Genomic DNA, 17,346 nt, shown 5'->3' with positions numbered 1-17,346 from the left:
TATTTTAATCTCCTTTATCTTTATAGACCGGTCTGCTGTGTGGGCTGCGGCCCTGTTACATCGTCCAGGCTATAGTATACGATAACCGGGTCACCAATTTCAATAGCATTGAACACTTTTTCTGCTTCTGTGTATGGGGTATTCACACATCCGTGGGATCCGTTCGTCAGATAGATGTCCCCGCCGTACTCGGTACGCCAGCTTGCATCGTGGATTCCGACGTCGCCGTTAAACGGAAGCCAGAACATGACATGGCTCGGATAGAGCTTGAAATCACAGTCACTTTTTTTCGCATCCACCGCCCAGACACTGCCTGCCGGAGTGTCATAGCCCGTCGCATGATTGCCCGTTGTGACCGGTGTTTCCGTCACCAGAACGCCATCCTTGTAGCACCACATTTTCTGCTGGGAAATGCACACCTCGACGTATGTATTTCCGATATCATTTGCCGAGCGGTCATTGGCCGTATAGAGGTAAACCGGGTCGAGATTTCCCTGTGTTTCGTCCTCGATCGCCTGCAGAAGTGCCTGCATCGTCTCCTCCTTGTCGATGCACCAGCCGTAATCGCCGCCCGCATTCAGGTTAATGGTCGCGCCAAGACTCGTTTTGAAGGTATGCGCCAGCCCGAAGGTGTCCGTCTCATACGCCATATGGCGCACAAAAGCTGCCGCTTCGTCCTGCGAAATCGTGTAGGTTCCATCCTCCCCCTGTACGAGCCAGCTCTGTAAGGTCGCCCGGTCTATGGCATAGCTGTTTTCACCGATTGCATATGTGATCCGCGCCGCTGTCAGGTGGTTCAGTTCCGCCATTTCCCCATTCAGTGCTTCATCATCCTGCGTAATGTCCGGTTTCCGGTAAACATCTTTTTCTTCCAGATCCACGCTCGCCGCTCCGGCATCCAGCGCCTCGATGACAGCCTGCTCCGCCTTCTCATAGTCCACCTGCTCGCCCTCTGTTTCCGGCACAATAACGTACGAGGTTCCGTCATCCGTCAGATACGCATCCGTCGGCGCTTCCTGCTGTTCTTCCTGAAACCCTTCCATCGTCTGCAGTTTTTCCTGCACCATTTCTTTGTCATAGACAGAGTCCGCCGCCACCTGGTTTTCTTTCTCTTTCCAATAGAATGCAGGCCATGCAAGAGTATTCTGGGACTCCAGCAGTTTTTCCACCGCGTGGTCGTCCACATACGTGAGGCCGATCTCCGTGCCGCTTAATGTCTCTGTTTTTCCACCGCGCTCGGTAATGCCAAGTGTATAATCCACAATGCGCTTCTGAATTTCCTCTTTGACCTGCTCTGCGGTCAGCCCTGCGCAGTTCAGTCCGTTGATCGCGGTTTTCGGGAAAAAGTGGGATGCATAGTAATGCCCCACACCCGCGTAACCGCCTGTGGCTGCAAGGAGTATGAGTCCTGCGGCAATTCCTATTACTTTCTTTTTCATGTTTTTCCTTTCTGTCCCATAGAAAATTTCTTTTTAACTTTCTAATAGAAAAAAGCCGGAACTCCCACACCAGAGTTCACAAAAACTGTGTCCCCCGGGAGAATCCGGCTTTTGTATTTTTACTTATCCGTTATTTGCTTTCCAGAATCTTATCCACGCTGACCAGTTTGACACTCAGCACGAATACCTGACCTGCGATTTCCAGCTCTTCCGGTGTCGGGAAGGACGGTGCAATACGGATGTTGGAATCCTGCGGATCGTTGTGATATGGATACGTTGCGCCCGCGCCTGTCATGGTAAGACCGGCCTCTTTTGCTTTTGCAACGATCTTCTTTGCACATCCCTCCATCGCATCGAAGGAGATGAAGTATCCACCGTTCGGTTTTGTCCAGGAAGCGATGCCAAGGCCGCTCAGCTCCTGATCCATTACCTGCAGAATTGCCTCGAATTTCGGTCTTAAGATCTCAGCATGCTTTTTCATCTGATTCATCACGCCGTCCAGATTCCGGAAGAATTTTACATGGCGCAGCTGATTCAGTTTATCATGGCCGATGATCTGGAAGTTCATGTACTCCTGTGCCTCTTTGAGGTTTGCCTCAGAAGAAATGAGAGCTGCAATTCCGGCTCCCGGATAGCTTACTTTCGAGGTGGATACGAACTCATAGACCATATCCGGATTTCCGGCTTTCTCGCACTCCTCGATGATGTTCAGCAGGTGATCCTTTCTGTCATCATACAGGTGATGGATGATGTATGCATTATCCCAGAAAATACGGAAGTCTTTGGCTGCCGGTTTCAGGTTTGCAAATCTTCTGACGGTCTCATCGGAGTAGGTGTAGCCCTGCGGGTTGGAGTATTTCGGTACACACCAGATTCCCTTGATGGCGTCATCTTCTGCAACGAGTTTTTCTACCATGTCCATGTCCGGTCCTTCCGGCGTCATCGGAACATTGATCATCTCAACGCCGAAGTACTCGGTTACACCGAAGTGACGGTCATAGCCCGGTACCGGACAGAGGAATTTTACTTTGTCCAGCTTGTTCCACGGAGTGCAGCCTGCAACGCCCTTCAGGAACGAACGTGCTACGGTATCAAACATAATGGTAAGGCTGGCGTTTCCGTAAACGATGACGTTTTCCGCCGGAACCTCACAGATATCTCCGATCAGTTTTCTTGCTTCCGGAATACCGGTCAGCACGCCGTAGTTCCGGCAGTCGGTTCCATCTTCTGCGAAGGTGTCTTCATTTTTCGAGAGAACGGTAAGCATTCCTTCCGTGAGATCTAACTGGGCTGCTGCAGGTTTTCCTCTGGAAATATTCAGATTGAGGCCTTTTGCTTTTACCCCTGCAAATTCCTGCTCCAGTCTGGCTTTCTCGGCAACTAATTCTTCTTTGGTCCATTCGATATACGGTTTCATGAAACGTCCTCCCTTGTACTTTCCTTACCCGTTTTTTCAGGTTTCTTGCTCAACTAAAGACCATTTTACCAGATCATGAGTTTCTGTCAAGGAGAACTTGCATGTTTTATGCGCTTTTCGGCATTTTATCCCACTTTTTGCAGTTTTATACTTCATTTCCTGCAATTTCAGCCAAATGTTTTTCGTATGACGGACATACGTCCGCTGTCAAAAGATGTTTTAAACGTTGTCAGACTGCCATCTTCCCGATGCACCGCACGGCAGAACAAGGCCGGTCGACTTGACCGGAAGGCCGATTTCCTGTGCTTCTACGTGGCCTTTGTACTGTTTTAATTCCAGGGAAATCATGTACGTCAGGACAGCCGGTGCAAGTCCTGTCGTGTAAGAATTCACAAGGAAGAACAGCGGGTCATCGCTTAAGAGCTGCGTGCAGAGCTTGATGAACGGATGAATCGACTCCTCGATCTTCCAGATCTCGCCCTTTGGTCCTCTTCCGTAGGACGGCGGGTCCATGATGATCGCGTCGTAGTGGTTGCCTCTGCGGATCTCGCGCTCAACAAATTTGGTGCAGTCATCCACAAGCCAGCGGATCGGCTTGTCCGAAAGGCCGGATGCAGCAGCGTTCTCTTTTGCCCAGTTGACCATGCCTTTGGATGCGTCGACATGTGTGACGCTTGCGCCTGCTGCGGCCGCTGCGAGCGTTGCGCCTCCGGTGTAGGCGAACAGGTTCAGCACTTTAACCGGGCGGTTGGCACGGCGGATCAGATCGCCGAACCAGTCCCAGTTCGTTGCCTGCTCCGGGAAAAGGCCGGTGTGTTTGAAGCTGAACGGTTTCAGGCGAAAGGTCAGGTCTTTATAGTTGATCTCCCACTGCTCCGGCAGATGGAAAAACTCCCATTCTCCGCCGCCCTTGCTGCTTCTGTGGTAATGGCCGTTTTTCTTTTTCCAGCCCGGATTTTCTTTCTTCGTGTTCCAGATGACCTGCGGGTCCGGTCTTACCAGAAGGTAATCTCCCCACCGCTCCAGTTTTTCTCCGCCGGACGTATCCAGCACTTCATAATCTTTCCATCCATCTGCTATCCACATTTTATTGGTTTCCTTTCTCTTTTATCTCAAAATTTATTGTGTTCTCAATTGTACCTCCCTATGATACCATAAAAGTATTGTTTTTCCAAAACATTTCTTATATCATAGTTCTGGGCATCCGCGCATTTGGTCCGGAAATCTGCCCACGGAAAGGATTTTTCTCATGGAAACCGTACTCTTATATCAGATCAAAGGAACGAAAACGGCTGCGCTTTTAAAGCCGGTTCTCTTAAAACTCGGTATCCGCGTGCGCATCGTGGAACCGGAGCAATACTTACAGTCGATCGGCTTTCTTGCCGGAAATAAAGCATTTGCAGAATCCCCTGAAGCCTACGACGGTGCCGGCTTTGACGAGCCGATGATGGTCATGGCCGGCTTTTCCGAGCGGAAACTCGATCTTTTTCTCACCGAAATGCGCCGGAAAAAAGTGCCGCCGATCGCCCTCAAAGCCATCGTCACAACGCAGAACCAGGCGTGGAATTCGCTGCAGCTCTACAGAGAATTAAAAGAAGAACACGAAAAAATGAAATCGTACCGGAAATAACTGGTCTGGTCAAAAAATCCGGAATTGGCACTTTTTCTTCATGCCACTACTTCCTATAATAGGGTGCAATCAAGGAACGAAAGTTCCAGATGCCAAAGGAGTGAGTTGTTATGAAAAATGAAAAAGTCTGGAAAATCGCAATGACAGGTGTCTTTGCAGCCCTTTCCTACGTTGTCTTCACCTTCCTGCAGTTCAAAATCTGGCTGCCGGGCGGAGATGCCACCTCGATCCATTTCGGAAACGCTGTCTGTGTGCTCGGTGCACTGATTCTCGGCGGTGTTTACGGCGGAATCGGCGGTGCGATCGGCATGACCATCGGAGATCTTCTCGATCCGGTCTATGTGGTATACGCACCAAAGACCTTCCTCTTAAAATTCTGCATCGGCCTTATCGCAGGACTGATCGCACACAAAATCGGTAAAATCAACGAGCAGACCGATCAGAAACAGATCTTCAAATGGGCACTGCTGGCAGCCATCGGCGGACTTCTGTTCAACGTGATCTTCGATCCGCTCATCGGTTACTTCTACAAACTGGTTCTTCTCGGAAAACCGGCAGCAGAGGTTACCTTAAGCTGGAACGTTGCGGCTACTTCCATCAACGCCGTACTTTCCACCATCGCTTCCGTTATCATCTACATGGCACTGCGTCCGGCTCTTCAGAAATCCGGACTGTTTAGCCAGGTAAAAGCCGCAGCGAAATAAAAAAAGGGGCACTTACGCGATATTAAAAAAAGTCACCAGGTTCTATTTCGAACCGGTGACTTTTTTCATGCATTTCTTTTTATTTTTCAACGGTGGCTGCTGCCTCTTTCACTGCCTCTTCTTCCAGAATGGATGTACAGTGCGGGCATCTGACTGCCTCGATGTCGATCTCGCTCTTGCAGTACGGACAGATCTTTGTGGTCGGTGCTGCCTCTTCTTCCTCATTCTTCGGGGTCAGCTTCTCGCTGACGGTGTTGATCGCTTTGACCAGGCAGAAGATCACGAATGCGGTGATCAGAAAGTTGATCACTGCGGTGATAAAGTTTCCGTAGCACAGAACCGGCGCATTCTCGCCAAGTCCGAGTGTGATTTTCAGATTGGAAAAATCGGTTCCGCCGAAGATTCCAAGGATTGGTGTCAGGATATCCTGGTTCAGGGATGTGACGATCGCCGTGAACGCACCTCCGACGATCACACCGACTGCCATATCCATGACGTTTCCGCGCATGATAAATTTCTTAAACTCGTTGATGAATCCATTTTCTTTCATCTTCTCTTACTCCTCATCTTTTGTTTTTTCTCCGGCGAACCACGCTTTTTCGATCATTTCCAGTTCCCGGATATCAATGCAGTTTGGAATGGTTCCTTCCCGAACCGTCTTCTGACATTCCTTCAGATCCATCCAGCGGACTGCTTCTACTTCCGACTCCTGTAGATGCAGTTTTTCCGCCTCGACCGGCTTCGTGTAAAGATACACGGCGCTGACCTCATGATCGTGGAACGGTTTTCCGTAAAAAACACCGTGTGATACTTTTTCCAGCAGGCCAAGATCCCTCAGCTCCTCTGCCTCTGCGTGGATGCCGAGCTCCTCGCCGATTTCCCGCAGAGCCCCTTCCAAATATGTATCGCCCGCCGAAAGATGGCCGGCGCTTGAAATATCGTAGCAGCCCGGATTCGAATCTTTCCAGGCACTCCTTTTCTGCAGCAGTACCTCACAGCCGCTCTTCTCATTCGCCCGTGCAATCCAGATATGTGCCGTTCCGTGACACCGTCCCTCACTGTGCGCCACGCCGCGCTCTACGATGGTTCCGGTCGGCGTGCCGTCGCCTGAGCGCTCCTCAAAAAGTTCCATCTGTTTTCCGTTCAGCACCGCTTCTGCGAGCGTGTCGCCCACATACCGCAGCTTCAGGGAGAAAAACGGCTCGTCTTCATTCAGAAGGCGGAAAAAGATTTTGTCTCCCTCCCACAGATTCAGGTGCAGGACGTCCTCTTTTTTCACCCAGGCGAGTTCGCCCTCATCACATGCAGTCGGTTCTCCCGTGAATCCGTCTGCCGTGTAGAGACACATATACTCCATGTACTCCACCGTTTTGCTGTTTTCTGCCTCTGTTACAAAGGTAACGAGACCGCGGAAACGCCAGCTCGTCAGCGTGTAGCCGGTTTCCTCTTTTACTTCACGCAGCAGGCATTCCTCCGGGCTTTCGCCAAGTTCCGCATGGCCGCCGACGCCGATCCACTTGTCCTTGTTGACATCGTTCTTTTTCACCGTGCGGTGCATCATCAGATAGCTGTCATCCTTTTCGATGTAGCACAGCGTTGTCATGCAGCCTCTGCCTCTTTCTTCTGTTTTTTCCTCCATCTTTCACTCCTCCGTCGTGTGCCGGACTTCTTTCCGCTTCTTTTGTTTTTCAGGAAAAATGTATTCCTGCACACACCTTTTTCTCGTTTTCTATTCTACCATACTTTTTCAGAATTTCAGCAACAAATTTCTATCTTTTTGCAGATCTTTCACGAAAAATGTAACGACCGTTCCGCACCTTCTTGACTCTCACACAGTACTGTGTTAAAGTGTCTGTAATTGATGTTTTGTCACCCGTAAACAACGTTTCTTATCATTTCTTACATTTGAGGTTTTCATGATGGAAAAACAGACGATAGTTGTGAAAGTCGGCACCAGCTCCCTGACACTCTCAGACGGAACGATGGATGCCGAAAAAATACGGAACATTACGACCCAGCTTGCCGCGCTGCAGACGGCAGGCCACCATGTGATTCTCGTTTCCTCCGGTGCGGTCGCCGCAGGCTTTTCCCGTCTCGGCTTTAAAAAACGGCCGACGAAAATTGCCGATAAACAGGCTGCCGCTGCTGTCGGCCAGGGCCTTCTGATGGAGGAATACACGAAAAATCTGATGGCGTACCAGATTCCGTGCGCGCAGATTCTTTTGAACCGCAGTGACTTTGAGGACCGCCGCCGCTATAAAAACATCTTCGGCTCCCTCTCCGTCCTGCTCGGGCGCGGTGCGATTCCGATCATCAATGAGAACGATACGATCGCGATTGAGGAGCTGAAGGTCGGCGACAACGACACGCTCTCCGCCCAGGTGGCTGCGATGATGCATGCATCCCTTCTGATTCTGCTGACCGATATCGACGGGCTCTACACTGCCAATCCAAAGAGTGACCCGAATGCACGCCATATCGACGTGGTCAATGAAATCACGCCGGAGCTCACTGCTGCGGCAGGCGGCGCGGGATCGGGCAACGGAACGGGAGGCATGACAACGAAGCTCTCCGCCGCTTCGCTTGCCACAAGAGCCGGTGTGCCGGTTCTGATCTGCTCCTCGGCGGAGGAAAACAACATTGTGCGTGCGGTGAAAGGAACCGCAAAAGGAACGTACTTTACCGCCAGCGGCCACAACATGAAAACGCGTCTGCAGTGGATGGCGTTCTATGCGCCGAGTGCGGGCAATCTCTACGTCGATGAGGGTGCCGCAGAAGCACTTGCTGTTCAGGCAAAGAGCCTGCTTCCCAAAGGCATCGTGGCAGTCGAAGGCGATTTTAAGAAAGGCGATGTCGTCAGCGTCTTCCGGCGCGGCAGCCATGAATATCTCGGAAAGGGCATTGTCAACTATGACCGGCCGGATCTGCAGAAAATCATGAACGAAAGCACCAGCCACACGGAAGCAATCAACCGCGATAACTGGATCGGCGCGGAATAAATGGTGCTGAATAAAGCATTCTTTTGTTTACGAAAATTCCCCTCCGTGTTATAATATTGGTATTCAGCCGGCTGCAGGTTTTTCTTTCAGCGAGGAAAGGAAGCTGCATCCGGTTTTCCATGTGCTTTTGGATTTACTTCGAGAGCACAGCAAACACAAAGGAGGGTTTTTACCAATGAAATACGATTTTACATCTCTGATGAACCGCAGCGGCCACGATGCGATCGCTGTCGATCAGATCCCGATTCCGGGTGCGGAAGTCAAAGAGGGCTTCTCCCGCATCCCGATGTGGGTGGCCGACATGAACTTCCCGTCTCTTCCGACCATTCAGGAAGCAATGCACGCGAGAGTCAACGAACCGCATTTTGGCTACTTTAATCTGCCGGATGCATATTTTGACAGCGTCATCCGCTGGCAGAAGGAGCGCAACGGTGTGGAAGATCTGCCGCGTGAGGCGATCGGCTATGAGAACGGCGTGCTCGGCTGTGTTGCTTCGGCTGCTGCCGCTTTTACATCCCCGGGTGAATCCATTCTTCTGCATTCCCCGACATACATCGGTTTTACCGGTGTTCTTGAGAACTGCGGACGCAATATCGTTCTCTCCGATCTTGTTCAGGATGAGAACGGCGTATGGCGCATGGACTACGCCGATATGGACCGCAAGTTAAAAGAACATAACATTCATTTCGCGATTTTCTGCTCTCCGCACAACCCGACAGGCCGTGTCTGGGAGCGCGAGGAAATTGAAAAGGCGATGGAAATTTACAAAGCAAACGAATGCGTTGTCATCTCCGATGAGATCTGGTCTGACCTGACACTGCCGGGCTTCAAACATATCCCGACGCAGTCCGTTTCGAAGGATGCACGCGAGCGCACCATCGCACTTTATGCACCGTCCAAGACCTTTAACCTGGCCGGCCTTGTAGGCTCCTACCACATCATCTACAACCGCATGCTGCGCGACCGTGTGGAGAAGGCTTCGTCCCTTTCCCACTACAATTCCCCGAACGTACTCTCCGTTCATGCGCTGATCGGCGCTTACAAACCGGAGGGATACCAGTGGGTGGATGAGCTGCGCGAAGTGCTGAAATCGAATGCGGATTATGCGTATAACTACATTCTCGAGCATTTCAAGGGCGTGAAGCTTTCCAAACCGGAAGGAACGTACATGCTGTACCTCGACTGCGAAGAGTGGTGCAAAGAGCATGATACCGATATGGATACGCTGTTAAAAGCCGGTGTTGCTGTCGGCGTTATCTGGCAGGACGGACGGCCGTTCCACAGACCGTATGCGATCCGCCTGAATCTGGCACTGCCGCATGTGCTTGTAAAAGAGGCATTTGACCGTATGGATAAGTATGTATTTAATGCGAAATAATTGTATTTTCTGATTTTATAAGCCAAACATAACGAAAGACCGAAACGTGCATTTTCCTCTGCCGTTCCGGTCTTTCGCTGTTTTGTGTATCCTGTTTTTTCAGTTGTGCTCCAGCTCCCGCTGTGCCAGCATCTCTTCCACATTGATGCCGTACTTCTTTAAATTGACGCGGCCGTTTTCCAGCACAATACCGTCTGCCTCCAGCATATCCGCCTGTTTCCCGGCGCCGCCGAAGACAAATTCCGCGGCCAGCTCGCCTTTGGAGTTCACCACACGGTAGCACGGAATGTGCTCCGGATCTGTGTTTTTATGTAAAGCGTTTCCCACGGCACGCGCCATTTTCGGCTCGCCTGCAAGCGCTGCTATCTGGCCGTATGTCGCCACTTTTCCGCGCGGAATCTGCTTTACCGCCTCATAGATTCTTTTGGTCGGGCTGTCCGTGATGATGTCGTAGCTCTCGGCGATCATGGTGCGTATGGCATCATCGGGTACGGTTCCGTCGAGTAGAATCGTGTTCCAGTGCTCCTTATTCTGATGATATCCCGGGATAACTGACGCGAATGCATCGCGCCAGTAGTCCCGCCATTCCGGGTTTGCTTTTACATTCAGCTGAATGATTCCGTCCTTTTCATAGACCCACAGAAATGCCTTTCTGCTTCCTTTCACGCGGATGAGCTGCCAGTTGTCATCGTGGAACGGCGCCTCCTGATATGTGTCCGGGAAGGAAAGACCGTAGGCTAATGCTTCTTCTCTTGTCTTCATTGCAGACTTCCTTTCTTCCTGTCGCGGGTGCTTTGATGTTTTTTTCCGCAAAACACCCGCTTTTTCTGTATTCCTCCTGCCGCTGCGATTCTGCTTTTTTCTGCGGCATTTTTTCTTCATTATACCAGTCCGCCTGCTTCCGCGCAATTTTTCACCTGCTATTTTTTCATCTTCGGCTGGAAAATCCAGCTTGCAAGATACGCGAAAATCAACGCCGCTGATGTTCCGACAGCTCCCGCCTTTAATCCGCCCTGGAACAATCCTAAAAAGCCGCTCTCTTTCACTGCATCTTTCACTCCCTGGAACAGCAGATGCCCGAACCCGAGCAGCGGCACCGACGCACCTGCTCCGGCGTATTCTGCAAATGGATCGTAGAGTCCCAGAAAACTCAGCACTGCGCCCGTGCACACCAGCGTCACCATAATTCTTCCCGGCAGCATTTTCGTGCGGTCGAGCAGAATCTGGCACAGCGCACAGATCAGGCCGCCGACCCAGAAAGCATTGAAATATTCCATAAACGTTCCCATCTTACACATCCTCCTCCCGCTCGATTACAACCGCCTGCGCGATCCCGGGCACACTGCTGCCCTCCTGAAAACTGACCTTCGACATCAGCGCACCGGTCGGCACAAACAGAATCCTCTTCCACTCTCCGTTTTCCAGTTTCGGCAGCAGATACTCCGCCAGCACCGATGCCGCACAGCCGCAGCCGCTTCCGCCCGCGCCGGTGTCCTGTTTTGCCGGATCGAAAATCAGCATGCCGCAGTCACTGTGCTGTTCGGAAATATCGTACCCTTTCTTTTTCAGCAGTTCCAGCAGAATCTCCCGCCCAACAACGCCGAGATCTCCGGTCACAATGCGGTCGTAATCGGCTGGCTCCCGGTTGAAATCGACGAGGTTCTGTGCAATCGTATCACACGCGGCGGGTGCCATGCAGGCGCCCATGTTCTGGTTGTCTTTCAGCCCGTAATCAATGATTTTTCCCGTCGTGGCGCCCGTGATTTTCACCCGGCTCTTCGTTTTTCCCAGCACGCACGCGCCGCTTCCCGTCACGGTCCAGCTCGCGGACGGCGGGCGCTGGTTTCCGTAGGCGAGCGGAAAGCGGAACTCCTTCTCCGCCGTTCCAAAGTGGCTCGATGTCACCGCCAGCACCCGGTCACCGTATCCTCCCGCGACTGCCATCGCGCCAAGCGAAAGCGCCTCTCCCATCGTCGAGCAGGCACCGAACAGGCCGTAGAGCGGGCAGTTCAGATCTACCAGGCCGAACGATGATGCAATTGACTGTGCCAGAAGATCGCCCGCAAAAATCATGCGGATCTGCTCCGGCCTCACATTGGCTTTCTGCATTGCCAGCTTCGCGGTGGCAAGCTGCAGTTCACTCTCGCCCTCCTCCCAGCTCTCCTGCCCGCACATCGGGTCCGAAAGCGTGTGCGAAAAGTATTCGCCCAGCGGTCCCTCCTTTTCCTTTTCTCCTACAATCGCCGCACTGCCCTCGATATAGACGGCTTTGGCAAACGAGATGCTCTGCTTTCCTGTCATCTGTCTCATCGGCACATTCCTCCGTTTTTCTGATTTTGCATCTTACCATTTCTGACCTTCAGTATTTCCGTTTTTTCTGTTCTTACGCATGATTTTTCGGTTTCGGGGCACTCTGTACGCTGTAGCACGAAAATCCTGTTTCAGAAACTTTTAGAGGAATCTTTTTCATGAGTGAAATGCTGTATCTTCAGACGGAGCGGAATATCAAAATCACCAGTCCCGTCGTGACGCTCGGCGATGTGGCGCAGCTTTCCTGTTCAGACGGCGCTGTCCTCGCCCGCAATCAGGTCCGCCGCGTGGCGCATCTTCCCGATGACGGCTACGGGCGCTACGTCTGCTCCGCGTCCACCCTTGTCCGTCTCGTCACGGAGGCGGAGGAACACGTCGATGTCACCCACATCGGCGAGCCGAATTTTATTTTAACGTACGAGGATCCGCGTCAGAAAAACACGTGGCTTTCCTGGTGCAAGACGATTCTCGTCGGCATTCTTACGTTTATCGGAACTTCGTTTTCCATTATGACGTTTCACACCGATATCGGCGTCCGTAAGCTGTTTTCCGATGTTTACATCCGCTTTCTGCCGCAGATGACATCCGGCTTTTCCGTACTGGAAATTTCGTATTCCATCGGCATCGGCCTTGGCGTCGTGCTCTATTTCAACCATTTCGGACGGCGGAAATTCACGCAGGACCCGACGCCGCTCGAGGTGGAAATGCGGGTCTATGAGGATGATATCGATACGACCATTATCGAACAGAACGACCGCTCCGGTAAAGGAAAGGAGGCTTTTCATGCGAATCCTGCCAGAGATCCTGCTGGCCATGGCCGGTCTTAGCCTTGGCTTTTTCGTCGCGAGCGGCCTTGTCGCGCTTGTGATCGGCCTTGGCATTGTGACACGGTACGCCGGCATCACAAAGACAGCAGGGAGCCTGCGTTTTTACGAATGCTGCTGTATGGCCGGGGCGCTGTTCGGCGATCTTTTCTCGCTTGGCACCTTCTCGTTTTCCCTGCCATCCTGGACGGCCGGTGTGTTCTGGCTTTTTGCGGGCATTTATCTGGGAAGCTGGATCATCGCGCTCGGCGAAGTCGTCAACCTGTTTTCGATCCTCTGCCGCCGGATCGGCCTGACGCGCGGACTGCCGTTTGTAATTCTCTGCATGGCGGCAGGGAAAATCGCGGGCTCTCTCTATTATTTTGCAAGTGGATTTCAATAAGAACTGGAGGTAAGATGTGATGCAGAGTTTAAAAAGTGAACGGGCAAAAAAAGAATACGAACAGTTTGTCAAAGAGGTGACGCCAAAGCAGAATCTCTTCTGCAATATGGCAAAAGCCTTTATCGTCGGCGGTCTGATCTGTGTCGTGGGGCAGATTCTGCTCCACATCGGCAAAACTCAGTTTTCCCTGAACAAGGACGACGCCGGTGCCTGGTGCTCGCTGCTCCTGATCCTTAGCAGTGTGATTTTAACCGGCCTCAACATCTATCAGAAAATCGTCACCTTCGCCGGATGCGGCGCGCTCGTCCCGATCACCGGCTTTGCCAACTCGGTTGCCGCACCTGCAATTGAGTATAAAAAAGAAGGACAGGTCTTCGGCATCGGTGCAAAAATTTTCACCATCGCCGGACCTGTCATTCTGTACGGTGTCTTTGCGAGCTGGCTGCTCGGCTTTCTCTATTGGCTTTGGACCGTCGCCGGGAACTGGTTTTAAATCAGTTTTTCAGCGCTTCCGCCTCTTCTTTTGTGCAGCCTTCGCGGCTGTAGCGGGCTTTTTCATAGCCGTCGTGCAGCCGTCTCATGCCGTCGCCGGAAAGCCCGTTTCTCTCTTCCAGCTCCGCCGGGGTTTCGGCTCCGGTCGGCTGGTATTTTCCGGCTTTTTTGATGGCCTTTTTATACTGTCGGCGGATGCGCATATTCGGGGAGAGATAGCCCTCTTTCTTTTCCCGCCGCCACGGCAGATTTTCCCGTTCGTCGTTTCCCTGATGCAGGAAGAGAACTTCGTCCTCCTCATCCTCTGAGAAGGCTTTTCCCGCATTTTTTACGCTCTGGTAAATCGCCCGCAGAACCGCGATTCCGACGGCAACCATCACAAGATACATGACCGCCGTAAAAAGATTCTGGATCCACTGCGGCATCGGTTTGTACTCTTTGTCCCCCAGCATATCGGACAGATCGGCCTGCTCCATGCCCTGCGGCGTCTCGGCCTCCGGTGTTTCGATCGTAAGATCGCTTTCCAGCTCTTTCGGCTCATATCCTGCGATCGCCTCCGCAATCGGATCCTTTCCGTAGAGCGCCGATGGGAGCACGAACAGTACCAGAAGGAGTACTGCAATTTTCAGGATCAGTTTTCCCGTCCGCTGCATCGTCTCCACCGGGAGATTGGCGATTTTCTGGTGGTCACGGATGAACCCGTGCATGCCGTCGAGGTACTGGCAGAAGAAGCACAGGAATACATCTGCAAAGAAAAACCAGAAGATCAGATGCCAGTAGAACGGCATTTTCATCAGCACACCGATCACATACTGTATCATAAACCAGAGAAAATGAAGGGGCTTTGGCTCATCGAGGAGCGTCGGGATCTCCCACGCTTCCATATCCGCCAGCGGCATTGAGCCGGCAGGCAGTTCCTGCGCTGCTTTCTTTAACTGGCCTTTGCGGATTCTGACATAGCCGCGGATCAGGAAAATCACAGCGGCCATAAGACCTGTCATCACGCCGGAAAGGCTCTCCAGAAATGCAGGAGAAATGCCGTTCTCAAACTTGTTTTTTCCATCGTTTGCCGCCGCAGCCGCTTCAATTACCGCTGCCGCCTGCACACTGAACAGGGAACAGAAAAATTTCGCTGCCAGATACGTCACCGCGCAGACCGCAATTCCGCCAAGCAGAAACTGCCAGAGTGCTTTCGTTTTCCGGATCAGAATCCAGCTTGCGGCGGCCGGAATCAGCAGCAATAAGGATATGGCGCAGAAATACAACGCCTCCCGTCCCGTCAGCTCCAGAAAACCGGCGGCAAAGCCATAGATGCCGGCAAATAAAAGCCAGACATGAAGCCAGGTCAGTGGGATCTGTACCGGTGTCTTTTTTATTTCCATGGTTTCACCTCCCAGCCGATTGCGGTGTACGCACGGTTCTGCTCCGCTGGAGCTTCTTCACCCGGCAGATATGGAATCACCCAGAGAACCTGGTTCTGCGCACCGGAGAGCAGATGGAGTGCGGAACGCACCTCATCCGTTCTGTTTTTCGATACAACAACATAGGTATGGCCGGTGATTTCTTTTTCCGCCTCTTTTTGCAGAAGCTCTGCACCGGAAACCGGATTTTCTCCGAGTTTCACACACGCCAGTTTCCGGTTCAGCTCCGCTGTTTTTCCGGCGCCCGCTGCCAGATGGACACGCAGCTCCTCGCCGGTCTCCTCATCTTTCGCATTGCTCTTCACCCACAGATTCATCTTGTTTTTCACCATCCGCGCCGCAAGCGAAGACGTGATGCGGATGCTCTCCTCGACCTGCGCTTCCTCGCGCAGAATGTTGGCGTCCTCGATATCGAGAAGCACGGTGACTTCCACGCTCGTTGTCGCGTCGAACTGGTTGACCATCAGATCTCCCATCCGTGCCGACGATTTCCAGTTGATGCGGTTCATCGGGTCTTCTTTCCGGTAATCGCGGATGCCGGAAAATTCAAACGGATCCTCGTACAGACGGTTTCTCGACAGAACCATGCCCGATACAGCACGGCAGATCATCTGGATCCGCGCGGTATCAACCTGGCGCGGGTAAACGTACATCTGTGTCTGCTGCGGGTAATCGCTGTAAAAACCCTCCCGGAAAAAGAGATCGTACGCTACGGCATGCGCACCGGTGATCTCGTAGAATCCTCGTTTTTTTGCCTGAAACGGCAGTGTTCTCGTGACCTGCTGATGAAACAGGAACGAAAAGACATCGCGTTTGTAGCTCTGGTCGGTGATGCTCGCGTTTGCTTTTGCCTCGCGGTCAAATTCCAGATTGCGGCTCATCGAAATGCCAAGCTCGAGCGCCGGGATCGGCAGCAGTTTGTCGTTTACGACGACCTCTTTTAACGCGCTCTCCTCGCCTTCATAGATCGCGGAATCCTGAAAACTGACCTGGATTTTCAGGTTCTTCTGCCAGCTTTTCTGATACAGTTTTTTCTGTAAAAACCAGGCGAGCGCTATTCCAAATAGTAATAAAAGAAGCATAGTCTGTTACCTTCCTGACCAGTTTTCGGTCGGCAGATCGATGCGGTTTAAGATTTCCTCGATCACCGATTCTGCGGCTCTTCCGTCATCTGCGCCGATCTGCATGGTGAGACGGTGTGCGAGTACCGGAACAGCCACGGTCTTGAAGTCCTCCGGCACAACGTAGTTTCGTCCCTGCACCAGCGCGTGGCCCTGTACGGCACGTAAAAATGCGAGTGTTCCACGCGGGCTCACACCGCTTGCAATTTTGCTGTTGGCTCTCGTCTCCTGTACGATGCGGACGAGATACTGTACCAGTTCCGGATGCAGGTAGACTTCTTTACACGCCTCCTGCAGGGCACGGATTTCTTCTTTTTGGCAGACAGATGACAGCTCGGCGAGCGGCTCCTCGGTCAGGAAACGGGCGATCATCTGCGTCTCTTCCGCCGGGCTTAATGCTTCCATCGAAAGTTTCATTAAAAAACGGTCCATCTGCGCCTCCGGCAGCGGGAAGGTTCCGAGCGTCTCGAGCGGGTTCTGCGTGGCGATGACGAGGAACGGCTCCTCGAGCGGCCGTGTCACACCGTCCACGGTGATCTGGCGCTCTGCCATGCACTCGAGAAGGCTGCTCTGCGTCTTCGGTGTCGCACGGTTGATCTCATCGGCAAGCAGAATGTTGCAGAAGGCAGGTCCTTTCGAAAAGACGAACTCTCCGCTTTTGGCATCGAAGTAATTGAGGCCGGTGACATCGGACGGCAGAAGATCCGGCGTGAACTGGATACGGCCGAACTCCGCTTCAACGGATTTCGCAAGGGATTTTGCCATCACGGTTTTTCCGGTTCCCGGGACATCCTCGAGCAGGATATGACCTTTGGCTACAAGGCAGGTCAGGACAAGCTCGATCGTGCGCTCGTTTCCGATCATGACCTTTGCGATATTTTCTTTTAATTGCTGCAATACATTATTTTCCATGTTTTGCTTCCTCCAATAGTAAGATTTAATAAAAAAATCCACCCCTCGCTGCTCTGTTTTGTGAGAACAGCACGATAAATTTATTTTACTGCACATATTTTCGGAAGACAAGCAGAAAAAGGACGATGCTGTACCTATTTTTCACAGCATCGCCCTTTACGGTCTCTTCTATCAATTATAGCAAGACCCGAAAATAATGCAAAAAAGGCAGTGCTGCAGAGCGCGAATTGCAAGGAACAGATTTGAAGGCGTACCGGGGTACGACGAAAATCTGTGACGCAGTAATTCACACTCTGCGGTGCTGAATTTTTTGCATT

Annotated in this window: 18 protein-coding genes; 7 read left to right on the top strand and 11 right to left on the bottom strand. The window is 52.1% G+C overall.

The features are described from left to right. Window positions 1-20: 20 nt before the first annotated feature. The 3 genes from ACY2VT_RS10035 to ACY2VT_RS10025 all read right to left on the bottom strand — a co-directional run bounded on the left by ACY2VT_RS10035 (window position 21) and on the right by ACY2VT_RS10025 (window position 3,942). Window positions 21-1,439: a L,D-transpeptidase family protein gene (locus ACY2VT_RS10035; RefSeq protein ID WP_461879794.1), complete on the bottom strand. Its 1,419-nt coding sequence runs from the start codon at window positions 1,437-1,439 to the stop codon at window positions 21-23. A gap of 130 nt (window positions 1,440-1,569) precedes the next feature. Further along, a complete protein-coding gene (locus ACY2VT_RS10030; RefSeq protein WP_461879793.1) occupies window positions 1,570-2,856 on the bottom strand; it encodes a PLP-dependent aminotransferase family protein in 1,287 nt (428 codons plus the stop codon). 219 nt (window positions 2,857-3,075) lie between these two features. Further along, window positions 3,076-3,942 (bottom strand): class I SAM-dependent methyltransferase, encoded by an 867-nt coding sequence (locus tag ACY2VT_RS10025; protein WP_461879792.1) that lies wholly within the window; start codon window positions 3,940-3,942, stop codon window positions 3,076-3,078. A 163-nt stretch (window positions 3,943-4,105) separates the two neighbouring features. On the opposite strand from ACY2VT_RS10025, the gene ACY2VT_RS10020 reads away from it, so the two are divergent. Next, a complete protein-coding gene (locus tag ACY2VT_RS10020; RefSeq protein ID WP_117814123.1) occupies window positions 4,106-4,486 on the top strand; it encodes a DUF3783 domain-containing protein in 381 nt (126 codons plus the stop codon). Between the two features lie 110 nt (window positions 4,487-4,596). Next, window positions 4,597-5,190: an ECF transporter S component gene (locus ACY2VT_RS10015; protein ID WP_461873756.1), complete on the top strand. Its 594-nt coding sequence runs from the start codon at window positions 4,597-4,599 to the stop codon at window positions 5,188-5,190. Window positions 5,191-5,269: 79 nt separating this feature from the next. Here ACY2VT_RS10015 and mscL read toward each other — a convergent pair whose 3' ends face one another. Both mscL and ACY2VT_RS10005 read right to left on the bottom strand, forming a co-directional pair. After that, window positions 5,270-5,740, bottom strand: coding sequence for a large conductance mechanosensitive channel protein MscL (gene mscL, locus ACY2VT_RS10010; RefSeq protein WP_461878074.1), 471 nt, complete (start codon window positions 5,738-5,740; stop codon window positions 5,270-5,272). A gap of 6 nt (window positions 5,741-5,746) precedes the next feature. Next, complete coding sequence (locus ACY2VT_RS10005) at window positions 5,747-6,829, bottom strand: NUDIX domain-containing protein (protein ID WP_461879791.1); 1,083 nt, start codon at window positions 6,827-6,829, stop codon at window positions 5,747-5,749. Window positions 6,830-7,106: 277 nt separating this feature from the next. Between ACY2VT_RS10005 and proB the strand changes: the two genes are divergently transcribed. Both proB and ACY2VT_RS09995 read left to right on the top strand, forming a co-directional pair. Beyond that, the gene (gene proB / locus ACY2VT_RS10000) at window positions 7,107-8,189 is read left to right on the top strand and encodes a glutamate 5-kinase (protein ID WP_461879790.1); all 1,083 of its coding nucleotides are present in this window, start codon (window positions 7,107-7,109) and stop codon (window positions 8,187-8,189) included. 175 nt (window positions 8,190-8,364) lie between these two features. After that, window positions 8,365-9,567 carry a MalY/PatB family protein gene (locus tag ACY2VT_RS09995; protein ID WP_461873759.1) on the top strand — a complete coding sequence of 401 codons (1,203 nt, stop codon included), beginning with the start codon at window positions 8,365-8,367 and terminating at the stop codon, window positions 9,565-9,567. Between the two features lie 99 nt (window positions 9,568-9,666). Here the strand turns inward: ACY2VT_RS09995 and ACY2VT_RS09990 are convergent, their stop codons facing one another. From ACY2VT_RS09990 to spoVAD, 3 genes are all read right to left on the bottom strand, one after another. Continuing rightward, on the bottom strand, window positions 9,667-10,329 hold the full coding sequence (locus ACY2VT_RS09990) for a methylated-DNA--[protein]-cysteine S-methyltransferase (RefSeq protein ID WP_461873760.1): 663 nt from the start codon (window positions 10,327-10,329) through the stop codon (window positions 9,667-9,669). A gap of 158 nt (window positions 10,330-10,487) precedes the next feature. Then, entirely contained in the window at window positions 10,488-10,844 is a 357-nt protein-coding gene (locus ACY2VT_RS09985; protein ID WP_055220161.1) for a SpoVA/SpoVAEb family sporulation membrane protein, read from the bottom strand. Window positions 10,845-10,857: 13 nt separating this feature from the next. Continuing rightward, window positions 10,858-11,877, bottom strand: a complete 1,020-nt coding sequence (spoVAD, locus tag ACY2VT_RS09980; RefSeq protein WP_461873761.1) for a stage V sporulation protein AD — start codon at window positions 11,875-11,877, stop codon at window positions 10,858-10,860. 158 nt (window positions 11,878-12,035) lie between these two features. Here spoVAD and ACY2VT_RS09975 point away from each other — a divergent pair, with 158 nt between their 5' ends. Genes ACY2VT_RS09975 through spoVAC form a run of 3 tightly spaced genes read left to right on the top strand, consistent with a single transcriptional unit; the run spans window position 12,036 to window position 13,576 of the window. Further along, window positions 12,036-12,704, top strand: coding sequence for a stage V sporulation protein AA (locus ACY2VT_RS09975; protein WP_461879789.1), 669 nt, complete (start codon window positions 12,036-12,038; stop codon window positions 12,702-12,704). Next, entirely contained in the window at window positions 12,661-13,083 is a 423-nt protein-coding gene (locus tag ACY2VT_RS09970) for a stage V sporulation protein AB (protein ID WP_461873763.1), read from the top strand. The genes ACY2VT_RS09975 and ACY2VT_RS09970 overlap by 44 nt, the downstream gene beginning before the upstream one ends. Window positions 13,084-13,102: 19 nt before the next feature. Further along, on the top strand, window positions 13,103-13,576 hold the full coding sequence (spoVAC, locus tag ACY2VT_RS09965; protein ID WP_461873764.1) for a stage V sporulation protein AC: 474 nt from the start codon (window positions 13,103-13,105) through the stop codon (window positions 13,574-13,576). A gap of 1 nt (window position 13,577) precedes the next feature. On the opposite strand, the gene ACY2VT_RS09960 is transcribed toward spoVAC, so the two are convergent. The 3 genes from ACY2VT_RS09960 to ACY2VT_RS09950 are packed head-to-tail and all read right to left on the bottom strand — an operon-like array spanning window position 13,578 to window position 17,029. Beyond that, window positions 13,578-14,957 carry a DUF4129 domain-containing protein gene (locus ACY2VT_RS09960; RefSeq protein ID WP_461879788.1) on the bottom strand — a complete coding sequence of 460 codons (1,380 nt, stop codon included), beginning with the start codon at window positions 14,955-14,957 and terminating at the stop codon, window positions 13,578-13,580. Beyond that, on the bottom strand, window positions 14,948-16,078 hold the full coding sequence (locus ACY2VT_RS09955; RefSeq protein ID WP_461879787.1) for a DUF58 domain-containing protein: 1,131 nt from the start codon (window positions 16,076-16,078) through the stop codon (window positions 14,948-14,950). Before ACY2VT_RS09955 ends, ACY2VT_RS09960 begins: the two co-directional genes overlap by 10 nt. 6 nt (window positions 16,079-16,084) lie before the next feature. Beyond that, window positions 16,085-17,029, bottom strand: coding sequence for an AAA family ATPase (locus tag ACY2VT_RS09950; protein ID WP_461879786.1), 945 nt, complete (start codon window positions 17,027-17,029; stop codon window positions 16,085-16,087). Window positions 17,030-17,346: the final 317 nt, after the last annotated feature.

Origin of the sequence: Fusicatenibacter sp., assembly GCF_050872605.1 — a bacterium.
In the GTDB taxonomy this organism is placed as follows: Bacteria; Bacillota; Clostridia; order Lachnospirales; family Lachnospiraceae; genus Fusicatenibacter.
This window is presented reverse-complemented; position numbering and strand designations above follow the sequence as displayed.

Coding starts and splice junctions, on each gene's coding strand:
- ACY2VT_RS10035 (WP_461879794.1), bottom strand. CDS start 1,439: ATGAAAAAGAAAGTAATAGGAATTGCCGCAGGACTCATACTCCTTGCA.
- ACY2VT_RS10030 (WP_461879793.1), bottom strand. CDS start 2,856: ATGAAACCGTATATCGAATGGACCAAAGAAGAATTAGTTGCCGAGAAA.
- ACY2VT_RS10025 (WP_461879792.1), bottom strand. CDS start 3,942: ATGTGGATAGCAGATGGATGGAAAGATTATGAAGTGCTGGATACGTCC.
- ACY2VT_RS10020 (WP_117814123.1), top strand. CDS start 4,106: ATGGAAACCGTACTCTTATATCAGATCAAAGGAACGAAAACGGCTGCG.
- ACY2VT_RS10015 (WP_461873756.1), top strand. CDS start 4,597: ATGAAAAATGAAAAAGTCTGGAAAATCGCAATGACAGGTGTCTTTGCA.
- mscL (WP_461878074.1), bottom strand. CDS start 5,740: ATGAAAGAAAATGGATTCATCAACGAGTTTAAGAAATTTATCATGCGC.
- ACY2VT_RS10005 (WP_461879791.1), bottom strand. CDS start 6,829: ATGGAGGAAAAAACAGAAGAAAGAGGCAGAGGCTGCATGACAACGCTG.
- proB (WP_461879790.1), top strand. CDS start 7,107: ATGATGGAAAAACAGACGATAGTTGTGAAAGTCGGCACCAGCTCCCTG.
- ACY2VT_RS09995 (WP_461873759.1), top strand. CDS start 8,365: ATGAAATACGATTTTACATCTCTGATGAACCGCAGCGGCCACGATGCG.
- ACY2VT_RS09990 (WP_461873760.1), bottom strand. CDS start 10,329: ATGAAGACAAGAGAAGAAGCATTAGCCTACGGTCTTTCCTTCCCGGAC.
- ACY2VT_RS09985 (WP_055220161.1), bottom strand. CDS start 10,844: ATGGAATATTTCAATGCTTTCTGGGTCGGCGGCCTGATCTGTGCGCTG.
- spoVAD (WP_461873761.1), bottom strand. CDS start 11,877: ATGAGACAGATGACAGGAAAGCAGAGCATCTCGTTTGCCAAAGCCGTC.
- ACY2VT_RS09975 (WP_461879789.1), top strand. CDS start 12,036: ATGAGTGAAATGCTGTATCTTCAGACGGAGCGGAATATCAAAATCACC.
- ACY2VT_RS09970 (WP_461873763.1), top strand. CDS start 12,661: ATGCGAATCCTGCCAGAGATCCTGCTGGCCATGGCCGGTCTTAGCCTT.
- spoVAC (WP_461873764.1), top strand. CDS start 13,103: ATGCAGAGTTTAAAAAGTGAACGGGCAAAAAAAGAATACGAACAGTTT.
- ACY2VT_RS09960 (WP_461879788.1), bottom strand. CDS start 14,957: ATGGAAATAAAAAAGACACCGGTACAGATCCCACTGACCTGGCTTCAT.
- ACY2VT_RS09955 (WP_461879787.1), bottom strand. CDS start 16,078: ATGCTTCTTTTATTACTATTTGGAATAGCGCTCGCCTGGTTTTTACAG.
- ACY2VT_RS09950 (WP_461879786.1), bottom strand. CDS start 17,029: ATGGAAAATAATGTATTGCAGCAATTAAAAGAAAATATCGCAAAGGTC.